Here is a 12075-nt window from a genome sequence, read left to right on the forward strand (position 1 = left end):
TTACGGCCATTTTAATTATACAACAAATTTTCACTCAGTGCAAGATACGCCCCCCAGTATATTAAAAATGGGGCTTTATATCAGTAAAAATTGGCTAATTCATTATCACACTACATTTACGAATTCCCTTACCCCAACGCCTTGACTTCCAGCATCATATCACGAATCTGGGCAGCTAGTTCAAAGTCAAGCACTTCGACGGCTTCTTGCATTTGTTTTTCTAGTTTCTTGACGAGTTCTTTGCGTTCTTGTTTGTTGAGGCTATTGATGTCGACTTCCTTGTCCTCTTCCTTAGCAACTGCCTTGGTCACGGCAATCAGGTCACGGATTTCTTTCTTGATTGTCTGTGGTACAATACCATTCTCTTCATTATAAGCCATCTGGATTTTCCGACGACGAGCCGTTTCATCAATGGCACGTTGCATAGACTGAGTGATCGTGTCCGCATACATGATAACATGCCCTTCGCTATTACGGGCAGCACGACCAATGGTTTGGATGAGTCCACGTTCGTTACGAAGGAAACCTTCCTTGTCAGCATCGAGAATCGCTACGAGGCTCACTTCAGGAACGTCAATTCCTTCACGGAGCAGGTTGATTCCGACCAAGACATCAAAGACACCCAAGCGCAGGTCACGGATAATCTCTGTCCGCTCCAAGGTCTTGATGTCCGAGTGCATGTACTTGACCTTGATGCCCATTTCTTTAAAGTAGTCGGTCAAGTCTTCTGCCATTTTCTTGGTCAAGGTTGTGATAAAGGTTCGCTCGTTCTTTTCAACACGAGCATTGATTTCACCCAAAAGGTCATCAATCTGTCCCATAGTCGTACGGACTTCCACCTCAGGATCCAAAAGACCTGTCGGACGAATGATTTGCTCAATCACTGTCTCGGTCTGTTCATTTTCATAGTCACCAGGTGTCGCTGAAACGTAGACAATCTGATGTACATGACTTTCAAACTCTTCACGACGGAGAGGACGATTGTCCAGAGCAGACGGCAAACGGAAACCATAATTAACCAGCATTTCCTTACGAGAGCGGTCTCCATTGTACATGCCCTTGATTTGTCCCATAGTCATGTGACTTTCATCAATCATAATCAAGAAATCATCTGGGAAGAAGTCGAGAAGCGTATAAGGAGGCTCACCTTCGCTACGACCATCCATGTGGCGTGAATAGTTCTCAACCCCGTTGGTATAGCCCATCTCACGCAACATCTCAATATCATACTCTGTCCGCTGTTTCAAACGCTGGGCTTCTAGCAGTTTACCTTCCTTTTCAAAGACAGCTAACTGCTCCTCTAACTCTGCTTGAATTTTAGCAATGGCAACTTCCATGTGGTCATCATTGGTCACGAAGTGAGTCGCAGGGAAAATCGCCAAATGATCCACTTCTCCCAATACCTGACCAGTCAAGGCTTCAACCTCACGAATACGGTCAATTTCGTCTCCAAAAAATTCTACTCGAAAGGCATGCTCATCACGGGAGGCTGGGAAAATCTCCACTACATCCCCACGAACGCGAAATCTTCCGCGTTGGAAATCAATATCATTTCGTTCAAACTGGATATCAACCAAGTCATTCAAGAGTTTATCACGAGAAATTTCAAGACCTGGACGGAGACTAACGACACTATCAGCGTATTCCTTGGGCGAACCCAAACCATAGATACAAGAGACTGAGGCAACGACGATAACATCATTACGCTCCAGAAGGGCCGAAGTCGCTGAGTGGCGGAGCTTGTCAATCTCGTCATTGACAGAACTATCCTTTTCAATATAGGTATCACTGGAAGGGACATAGGCCTCTGGTTGGTAATAATCATAGTAGGATACGAAGTACTCAACAGCATTTTCAGGGAAAAATTCCTTAAACTCCCCATAGAGCTGACCCGCCAGAGTTTTATTGTGGGCGATGACCAGAGTTGGTTTATTGACTTTGGAAATGACCTGACTCATAGTATAGGTCTTCCCTGTTCCGGTCGCCCCCATCAGAATCTGAGCTTTTTCTCCCCCCTCGATATTATCAACCAACTGCTCGATAGCTTGGGGTTGATCTCCTGAAGGTTGATATTTTGATACTAGTTTAAATTGATTTTCTGTAATGCGGTTAATCATAAGAATCCTCTCTCCATGTGCTATTCCTATTTTAGCATACTTATAGCATTTTCACGAAGAAAAGGACGGACCGAAGTCACATCCTTTCATTTTCTTTCTTTAATTGATAAGCGAGATAAAGAATCAGCACAAACAAAATAATACTGGACACGATGGAACCCTCAATACCAAAAGACCCACCAGAAAGCCAGTCTTGATTGCCTTGTGGAGTAAATTTCATGATTGAGGTTCCTGAAGACTGACCACTAACTAATACTCCAAAGAGGTTTCCCTGTGCGAAATTCCAAGCTCCATGAATACCACCTATACCCCATATAGTATCTGTTTTAAGAAGATATAGGGACATGGCAACTCCGAATAAAAAGAGATCAATTGCAGATAAGAAAGTTATGCCTGGATTTCCTAAATGAAGTAAGGTAAAGAGACTACTAGATATGATAATAGCGACTTTAAGATTAGTTCTCTTAGCCAATTGTGGAATCAGCCAAACACGAGTAACCAATTCTTCTGCCGTTCCTTGTAAAATCCAAAAAGGTATTGTAAATAAAGTAAAAGCTAGCGAATAAGTATCCAAGTGAATGGAGTCAAATTGATACTGCCCCAACACTACTAGTCCAGCCAAAGCAAGTATAAAGAGGGATAGACCAAGACCGTATCCTTTAAATAAGGCACTTAAAAAATTTTCTTTATAGAATCCCAAGGTTCGAATCGGTCTTTTCTCTACTTTTCTAGTCCATCTAAACACAGTTAAGATGATAAAACCAAAGGACAATAATTCAAATATTAAATGGATGTCACTTGTTTTATCAGATAAATTCTGAAATAACATTTGAAGGAAATCTGCAATTCTTTGACCCCCCATACCAAGATTGCTAAATAGCCCGATCAATGCTAAAAAACTAAGGCCAAAAAATAGAGAAGATATGAACTCAGATATATAGACGAAAAATAGAGCTAACAAGGGGCTTGTGTAAATGTTTAAACTCATTTTTGAAGCTTGGAAGTCTTTCAATATTCTTTTTTCCTTCATGTTCCTGTCCTCTTTTCTTCTATTATGTACTATTATTATAGCACTTTTTAATAGCAATTCAAGAAAGAAAAGAAAAAATAATGTTACATTTTCTGACACAGAAATATAAAAATTTGCCTTTTTTTACTTTTTCTGATATAATGGGAAAATATTCGGAAAAGGAGACTAAAAATGAAGAAAAAATTTCTAGCATTTTTGCTAATTTTATTCCCAATTTTCTCATTAGGTATTGCCAAAGCTGAAACGATTAAGATTGTTTCTGATACCGCCTATGCACCTTTTGAGTTTAAAGATTCAGATCAAACTTATAAAGGAATTGATGTTGACATTATCAACAAAGTCGCTGAGATTAAAGGGTGGAACATTCAGATGTCTTATCCCGGATTTGACGCAGCGGTAAATGCGGTTCAAGCTGGTCAAGCTGACGCTATCATGGCAGGGATGACAAAGACGAAAGAACGTGAAAAAGTTTTCACCATGTCTGATACTTACTATGATACAAAAGTTGTCATTGCAACTACAAAGGCACACAAGATTAGCAAGTACGACCAATTAACTGGCAAAACCGTTGGTGTTAAAAACGGAACTGCTGCTCAACGTTTTCTTGAAACAATCAAAGATAAATACGGTTTTACTATTAAAACATTTGACACTAGTGATTTGATGAACAACAGCTTGAGTGCTGGTGCCATCGATGCCATGATGGATGACAAACCTGTTATCGAGTATGCCATTAACCAAGGGCAAGACCTCCATATTGAAATGGATGGTGAAGCTGTAGGTAGCTTTGCTTTCGGTGTTAAAAAAGGAAGCAAATACGAGCACCTGGTCACTGAATTTAACCAAGCCTTGGCTGAGATGAAAAAAGATGGTAGTCTTGATAAAATCATCAAGAAATGGACTGCTTCATCATCTTCAGCAGTGCCAACTACAACTACTTTAGCAGGCTTAAAAGCTATTCCTGTTAAAGCTAAATACATCATTGCAAGTGATTCTTCTTTTGCACCCTTTGTTTTCCAAAATTCAAGCAACCAATACACTGGTATTGATATGGAATTGATTAAGGCAATCGCTAAAGACCAAGGTTTTGAAATTGAAATCACCAACCCTGGTTTCGATGCCGCTATCAGTGCTGTTCAGGCTGGTCAAGCAGATGGTATCATTGCTGGTATGTCTGTCACAGATGCTCGTAAGGCGACTTTTGATTTCTCAGATTCATACTACACTGCAAACACAATCCTCGGCGTCAAAGAATCAAGTACCATTGCTTCTTATGAAGATTTGAAAGGGAAGACGGTCGGTGTTAAAAACGGAACTGCTTCTCAAACCTTCCTAACTGAAAATCAAAGCAAATACGGCTACAAAATCAAAACCTTCGCTGATGGTTCGTCAATGTATGACAGTTTAAACACTGGTGCCATCGATGCCGTTATGGATGATGAGCCTGTTCTCAAATATTCTATCAGCCAAGGTCAAAAATTGAAAACCCCAATCGCTGGAACTCCAATCGGTGAAACAGCCTTTGCTGTTAAAAAAGGAGCAAATCCAGAATTGATTGAAATGTTTAACAACGGACTTGCAAACCTTAAAGCAAACGGTGAATTCCAAAAGATTCTTGATAAATACCTAGCTAGCGAATCATCAACTACATCAACAAGCACTGTTGATGAAACAACTATCTGGGGCTTGCTTCAAAACAACTACAAACAACTCCTTAGCGGGCTTGGTATCACTCTTGCTCTAGCTCTTATCTCATTTGCTATTGCCATTGTCATCGGGATTATCTTCGGTATGTTTAGCGTTAGCCCCTACAAATCTCTTCGTGTGATCTCTGAGATTTTCGTTGACGTTATCCGTGGTATTCCATTGATGATTCTTGCAGCCTTCATCTTCTGGGGAATTCCAAACTTCATCGAGTCTATCACAGGCCAACAAAGCCCAATTAACGATTTCGTAGCTGGTACTATTGCCCTATCGCTCAATGCAGCCGCTTATATCGCTGAGATCGTTCGTGGTGGTATTCAGGCCGTTCCAGTTGGCCAAATGGAAGCCAGTCGAAGCTTAGGTATCTCTTATGGAAAAACCATGCGTAAGATTATCTTGCCACAAGCAACTAAATTGATGTTGCCAAACTTTGTCAACCAATTCGTTATCGCTCTTAAAGATACAACAATCGTATCTGCTATCGGTTTGGTTGAACTCTTCCAAACTGGTAAGATTATCATTGCCCGTAACTACCAAAGTTTCAAGATGTATGCAATCCTTGCTATCTTCTATCTTGTAATTATCACACTTTTGACTAAACTAGCGAAACGCTTAGAAAAGAGGATTCGTTAATGGCAAAATTAAAAATTGATGTAAATGATTTACACAAAAGCTACGGAAAAAATGAAGTCCTAAAAGGAATTACGACTAAGTTCTATGAAGGAGATGTTGTTTGTATCATCGGTCCTTCAGGTTCTGGTAAGTCAACTTTCCTCCGTAGCCTCAATCTTTTGGAAGAAGTCACTAGCGGTCACATCACTGTGAACGGTTATGACTTAACTGAAAAAACAACCAATGTTGACCACGTCCGTGAAAATATCGGAATGGTGTTCCAACACTTCAATCTTTTCCCACACATGTCTGTATTGGACAACATCACCTTTGCTCCTATTGAGCACAAGTTGATGGCTAAGGAAGAAGCTGAAAAATTGGGAATGGAGTTGCTTGACAAGGTTGGACTAGCAGATAAGGCTAAGGCCTGTCCAGATAGCCTGTCAGGTGGTCAAAAACAACGTGTGGCCATCGCTCGTGGACTTGCAATGAATCCAGACATCATGCTCTTTGATGAACCAACTTCTGCCCTTGACCCTGAGATGGTCGGAGACGTACTAAACGTTATGAAGGAATTGGCTGAGCAAGGTATGACCATGATTATCGTAACCCATGAGATGGGATTTGCTCGTCAGGTTGCCAACCGCGTTATCTTTACTGCAGATGGCGAGTTCCTAGAAGACGGAACACCTGATCAAATCTTTGATAACCCTCAACACCCACGTCTGAAAGATTTCTTGGACAAGGTCTTAAACGTCTAAACGCAAACTGTAAGGATTTCCTTGCAGTTTTTTTCTACCTCGTATTGGATTTTTTGATTTTTCGGAAAATTATGTTAGAATTAAGTTTATGAAATGAGGTTTCCTCATACCTAGCAAGACTAGGAATAAAAATAGAAATTAGGTAGCTAGATGTCATCTAAGGTTATTGTTACAATTTTCGGTGCGAGTGGAGACCTGGCTAAACGCAAGCTCTACCCTTCCCTATTTAGACTATATAAATCCGGCAATCTTTCCGAGCACTTTGCTGTCATTGGAACTGCCCGTCGTCCTTGGAGCAAGGAATATTTTGAATCTGTTGTAGTCGAATCGATCCTTGATTTGGCAGATAGTACCGAACAGGCTCAAGAGTTCGCTAGCCACTTCTACTATCAAAGTCATGATGTCAATGATACAGAACACTACATTGCTCTACGTCAATTGCAGGCCGAACTAAATGACAAGTACCAAGCTGAACACAACAAGCTCTTCTTCTTGTCTATGGCACCTCAATTCTTTGGAACCATTGCCAAACACCTCAAGTCTGAAAATATCGTAGATGGAAAAGGTTTTGAACGTTTAATCGTTGAGAAACCATTTGGTACAGATTACGCAAGCGCAAGCAAGTTAAATGACGAGCTCCTAGCAACATTTGACGAAGAACAAATTTTCCGTATTGACCATTATCTTGGTAAGGAAATGATCCAAAGCATCTTTGCAGTTCGCTTTGCCAACCTGATTTTTGAAAATGTGTGGAACAAGGACTTTATCGACAATGTTCAAATTACCTTTGCAGAGCGCTTGGGTGTAGAAGAACGTGGTGGCTACTATGACCAATCTGGTGCCCTCCGTGACATGGTACAGAACCACACTCTACAACTCCTTTCTCTCCTTGCTATGGACAAACCAGCCAGCTTCACAAAAGATGAGATCCGTGCTGAGAAGATTAAGGTCTTTAAAAACCTCTATCACCCAACTGATGAAGAACTTAAAGAACACTTTATCCGTGGTCAATACCGTTCTGGTAAGATTGATGGCATGAAATACATCTCTTATCGTAGCGAGCCAAATGTGAATCCAGAATCTACAACTGAAACCTTTGCATCTGGTGCTTTCTTTGTAGACAGCGATCGATTCCGTGGTGTTCCTTTCTTTTTCCGTACAGGTAAACGACTAACTGAAAAAGGAACTCATGTCAACATCGTCTTTAAACAAATGGACTCTATCTTTGGAGAACCACTTGCTCCAAACATTTTGACCATCTATATCCAACCAACAGAAGGTTTCTCTCTCAGTCTAAATGGGAAGCAAGTAGGAGAAGAATTTAACTTGGCTCCTAACTCACTGGATTACCGTACAGATGCGACCGCAACTGGTGCTTCTCCAGAACCATACGAGAAATTGATTTATGATGTCCTAAATAACAACTCAACTAACTTTAGCCACTGGGATGAAGTTGGTGCGTCATGGAAATTGATTGACCGTATCGAAGAACTCTGGGCTCAAAATGGTGCCCCACTTCATGACTATAAAGCTGGAAGCATGGGACCTCAAGCAAGCTTTGACTTACTTGAAAAATTCGGTGCCAAATGGACTTGGCAACCAGATATTGTCTATCGTCAAGATGGTCGTTTAGAATAAAAAAAATTTCCTGCAAGTTTGTAGCTTGCAGGATTTTTGCTTCTGATTAGATTAAGCCTTCTAAGAGACCTTTCATAAAGTTTTCTGAGTTAAACTCTCCAATATCATCGATTTTTTCACCAAAACCAATCAATTTTACAGGAATATTGAGTTCTTCACGGATGGCTAGAACAACACCACCTCGAGCAGTTCCATCAATCTTAGTCAAGACAATTCCTGTCAAAGGGGTAATTTTTGAAAATTCCTTGGCCTGTACCAGGGCATTTTGACCTGTTGATGCATCAAGTGCCAAAAAGGTTTCATGCGGAGCTTCGGGCACAACACGTTTGATGATGCGTCCAATCTTCTCCAACTCAGCCATGAGGTTGTCCTTGTTTTGCAAACGACCAGCGGTGTCAATCATAAGAATATCGATACCTTCAGATACGGCACGTTCCATGCCATCAAAGACTACGCTTGCTGGGTCAGCTTTTTCAGGTCCAGTCACAACTGGAACATCCACACGGCGTCCCCATTCTGCTAATTGGGCAACGGCACCAGCACGGAAGGTATCTGCCGCAACCAACATGACTTTCTTGCCAGCTTGTTTGTAGCGGTGGGCTAGTTTCCCGATAGAGGTTGTTTTCCCAACACCATTGACCCCGACAAAGAGCATGACTGTCAAGCCATCTTGGAAGTGGATGCTTTCATCGTAGTTACCATCCTTTTCATAGAGCTCAACCAATTTCTCAATGATGACACGGCGAAGTGCGTCTGGTTTCTTAGCGTTTTCAAGCTTGGCTTCGTAACGTAACTCCTCTGTTAAGTTAGAAGCGACTTGGACACCAACGTCACTCATGATTAGTAGTTCTTCCAGTTCCTCGAAGAATTCTTCGTCAACAGAGCGGAAATTAGCAAAGAAGGCGTTCAAGCGAGCACCGAAACCTGTGCGAGTTTTCTTAAGACTGCGGTCATATTTTTCCTGAACAGTTTCTTCTGCTTGAGGCGTTTCTGCTTCAAGAACTTCAAAATTATTTTCTTCTACAGTCTCTAGGAGCTCAGAATTCTCTTCCTTTGTGACTTCTTCTGAGTTTGGTAATTCTTCGACTTCTTCTTGAGAAACTTCTACAACTGACTCTGAATCATAATTTTCTTCAACTATGACTTGGTTTTCCTCTTCTTGGAGCACAGCTTCTTCAGAACTTTCAACTTCTGCTTCTTCATGAGGAACTTCCTCAGATTCTGTTAAGGCAGGCTCAACATCTTCAGACAAATCAAGATTTTCCAGAGCTTCTTTTACAACTTCTTCGATTTTAGGTTCTTCTTTTTTTCCGAATAGACGATCAAATAATCCCATATCTTAGTTCTCCTTTAGCACATATTCTTCGATAGCCCAGGCGACAGCCTCTTCATCATTGATCATTGGCGTCACTACATTTGCGACTGCCTTAACTTCAGGAACTGCATTTTGCATGGCAACACCGAGTCCTGCCCATTCAATCATAGAGAGGTCATTGGCCTCGTCACCACAAGCCATGACTTGGCTTTGGTCGATTCCTAGATGGCTGATTAGTTTTGCCAAACCTGTTGCTTTATGAACATTCTTTGGTGACCACTCTAGCAACATTTCACGTGATTTAAAGATTTCATATTGGTCAAACAATTCTGGAGAAATCTTCTGAATGGCTGCATCCAAGGGTTCTTGAGCAAAGGCAGTCACGCACTTATTGTAGGTCATCTGACTAGACAAGTCTTCAAAGTCCACTGGAACAAAAGTCAATGCTGGATTGAATTTGGCATAAAGACTTTCTTGGTCTGATTGGATTTGATAAACAGTTCCTTCTGAGATAGCGTCAAGAGGCAGTGATAATTTCTCTGTTTCTTCATACAAACGTGCCACATCATCATATGAAAAGACTGTCTTATCAAGGATTTCACCTGTATTTTTCTGAACCAAACCACCATTAAAGGTAATGGTATACTCATCTTCCTGACCGTCAGTCCCTAGCTCATGGAGGAAGAAATCCATAGCTTTTAAGGGACGACCAGTTGTCAATACGACCTTAATCCCACGGTCACGCGCAGCTTGCAAGGTTGCCTTGGTACGATCCGTCAGCCTTTTATCAGTAGTCAGCAAGGTCCCATCCAAGTCCAATGCAATCAATTTTATATCTGCCATTATAAGCCCTCCATATAAGCTATAACCGACTGGTCCTTATGGTGACCAATCACAGTCTCTGCTAATTCTAAAATTTCTGGTCGTGCATTTTCAGGAGCTACAGGATGTCCCACAACCTGCATCATATGTAAGTCATTAAGATTGTCTCCAAAAGCCATAACCTGATCCATCGTGATACCAAGTTTTTTAACTAATTCAACAATAGCCACTCCCTTATCGACATAGTCCAGAACAATATCAATGGATTCAAAGCCAGTTGTCATGGCCTTAACACCAGGAACATGTTCATTGACCCAATCTTCCCCAGCTTCTAGCGTTTCTTCTGTGAAGTTGGTTGTAAATTTGAAAATATCATCTGTAATATCTTCCAGACTCGCTACTTTTTGAATATTTTCATTATAGTGCTGACTCACTTTTAAATAGGTCTCATCAACCGTATCTAGCACATAAGAGCCTTTTTTCCCCGTCAAGAGCAATTTATTGATGTCTACATAAGGTGATGTTTTCAGCTTTTCAAAAGTCGTCAAATAAAAGTCACGAGACATAGTCGCTTCATACAAGTCCTGACCTTGATACTCTACCAAACTGCCATTTTCCGCGATGAAAATAATGTCATCACGAACATCAGCAAATAATTTTTCTAAGGATAGAAATCCGCGCCCCGAAGCCACTGCAAAGTAAATCCCTTTTTCCTTGTAGGAAGCCAAAAGAGACTTGAGACGGTCCATATCAAAGCGCCCATTCCCATCTAGGAAGGTTCCGTCCATATCCGTTGCTACTAGTTTAATCATAAATTCTTCATACTCCTTAATAAATCCACCTTCTATTATACCATAGAAAAAGCAAATAGCGCCTAATACATTTGAGATTAGACGCTTGATAAACTCCCTACTTTATCACTTGATTTTTATCCAATATCGCTTACCCCTTTGGTATATCTGGATTTTTTCTAAATTCCCAAACTAACTTCCAATGCCAATAAAAGTTGAAATTAATCTGATAAAAATCGAAAAACAAGGACGAGATGCTCGTCTTTCAAAATTGTCTTAAAGGTTTCTTCATAATTGAGCCTGTATTCAATAGTCTTCCCTAGTTCTGAACCCTGTAAAACTGACTGGAGCCGGCACCAAACAAAGAAGTCTTCCATTAAGTGTTGGAGCTTTTCTTGACGTTTCTGTAGTCGTTCATCAGTTGACAATGTATCCCATCAATAAGCTAAGCCTTTAGCACCTAACAATGATTTCCCCACTTGCTTGGGCGTCGCTTCAAAAAACTCCTTTCTCACATGTGCCCAACAACCAACAAGTGCAGCTTCTTACAGTTGACGATAAGCAGACGAGCATCTCGCAGTTTATCAAGCTTAGCATCGCTTTGCTCCTAAACATTGGACTGCTATCGCATAGGCAGAATAAGCTCCCTGGGATTTCTGAACTACTAAACCACTCCGTCGCTGATCATGATGGTAAAGCGTGATACCTTGTTGCTCATCTTTCCCTGACAAAAAAGTCTAATAATAGGTCTGCTGGCTATCACTTTTTAAGACCCAATAAGAGGTTTCATTCGGATGAGGAAGAGGTTGTTATAGAAACTTTTCTTCTATAGTTACTTATCTTATAAAAACATGTTATAACATAGTATGTTGATATTGAAATAGTACACCGTTATTTCGAAAACATTCAATCGGAGTTCTCTTAACTTTTTTAGGATAGCATTCTCCGCTCTCAGGTACTCATTTTCTGCTTTAAGACGTTCTAATTCTGTCCTCTCTTCAGGTCTCTTTTTTGGCTTACGTCCCATTTTAGGTACTCTCCCTCTTGTTTTCTCAACAATAGTATACCCGTTTTTCTTGTATTGTGCTAGCCAGTTAAGAAGTATCGTACGACTTGGGAGCCTGTATTCAAGAGAAACTCTATCTTTAGTCCAGCCTTCATGTAAGACTTTATTAATCATTTCTTGTTTTAAATCAGGAGAATAGTAACGATTTTTTCCTTTTTTGACGAACTCTATTCCGTAACGATCAATCAATTTAATCATATACCTAATATTAGAATTATT

Annotated in this window: 8 protein-coding genes and 2 pseudogenes; 3 read left to right on the forward strand and 7 right to left on the reverse strand. The window is 40.6% G+C overall.

Translation table 11 applies throughout. The features are described from left to right. Nucleotides 1-128: 128 nt before the first annotated feature. Nucleotides 129-2117 carry an excinuclease ABC subunit UvrB gene (uvrB, locus tag WKI42_RS00570; protein ID WP_368080899.1) on the reverse strand — a complete coding sequence of 663 codons (1989 nt, stop codon included), beginning with the start codon at nucleotides 2115-2117 and terminating at the stop codon, nucleotides 129-131. Nucleotides 2118-2193: 76 nt separating this feature from the next. Then, on the reverse strand, nucleotides 2194-3147 hold the full coding sequence (locus WKI42_RS00575; RefSeq protein WP_368080900.1) for a CPBP family intramembrane glutamic endopeptidase: 954 nt from the start codon (nucleotides 3145-3147) through the stop codon (nucleotides 2194-2196). A gap of 171 nt (nucleotides 3148-3318) precedes the next feature. Between WKI42_RS00575 and WKI42_RS00580 the strand changes: the two genes are divergently transcribed. The 3 genes from WKI42_RS00580 to zwf all read left to right on the forward strand — a co-directional run bounded on the left by WKI42_RS00580 (nucleotide 3319) and on the right by zwf (nucleotide 7862). After that, on the forward strand, nucleotides 3319-5484 hold the full coding sequence (locus WKI42_RS00580; protein ID WP_368080901.1) for an ABC transporter substrate-binding protein/permease: 2166 nt from the start codon (nucleotides 3319-3321) through the stop codon (nucleotides 5482-5484). Further along, the gene (locus tag WKI42_RS00585; protein WP_368080902.1) at nucleotides 5484-6224 is read left to right on the forward strand and encodes an amino acid ABC transporter ATP-binding protein; all 741 of its coding nucleotides are present in this window, start codon (nucleotides 5484-5486) and stop codon (nucleotides 6222-6224) included. Before WKI42_RS00580 ends, WKI42_RS00585 begins: the two co-directional genes overlap by 1 nt. Before the next feature lie 150 nt (nucleotides 6225-6374). Next, complete coding sequence (zwf, locus tag WKI42_RS00590) at nucleotides 6375-7862, forward strand: glucose-6-phosphate dehydrogenase (RefSeq protein WP_368080903.1); 1488 nt, start codon at nucleotides 6375-6377, stop codon at nucleotides 7860-7862. A gap of 46 nt (nucleotides 7863-7908) precedes the next feature. On the opposite strand, the gene ftsY is transcribed toward zwf, so the two are convergent. The 5 genes and pseudogenes from ftsY to WKI42_RS00615 all read right to left on the reverse strand — a co-directional run. Next, nucleotides 7909-9198, reverse strand: coding sequence for a signal recognition particle-docking protein FtsY (gene ftsY, locus WKI42_RS00595; RefSeq protein WP_368080904.1), 1290 nt, complete (start codon nucleotides 9196-9198; stop codon nucleotides 7909-7911). A 3-nt stretch (nucleotides 9199-9201) separates the two neighbouring features. Continuing rightward, nucleotides 9202-10020, reverse strand: coding sequence for a Cof-type HAD-IIB family hydrolase (locus WKI42_RS00600; protein ID WP_368080905.1), 819 nt, complete (start codon nucleotides 10018-10020; stop codon nucleotides 9202-9204). Continuing rightward, entirely contained in the window at nucleotides 10020-10811 is a 792-nt protein-coding gene (locus WKI42_RS00605; protein WP_368080906.1) for an HAD family hydrolase, read from the reverse strand. The genes WKI42_RS00600 and WKI42_RS00605 overlap by 1 nt, the downstream gene beginning before the upstream one ends. A 224-nt stretch (nucleotides 10812-11035) precedes the next feature. Then, a pseudogene (locus WKI42_RS00610) lies at nucleotides 11036-11599 on the reverse strand (IS66 family transposase); the annotation flags it as partial. A gap of 96 nt (nucleotides 11600-11695) precedes the next feature. Beyond that, nucleotides 11696-12075, reverse strand: a pseudogene (locus WKI42_RS00615) (transposase); the annotation flags it as partial.

The organism is Streptococcus pseudopneumoniae (assembly GCF_038148935.1).
Lineage (GTDB): Bacteria > Bacillota > Bacilli > Lactobacillales > Streptococcaceae > Streptococcus > Streptococcus pseudopneumoniae_U.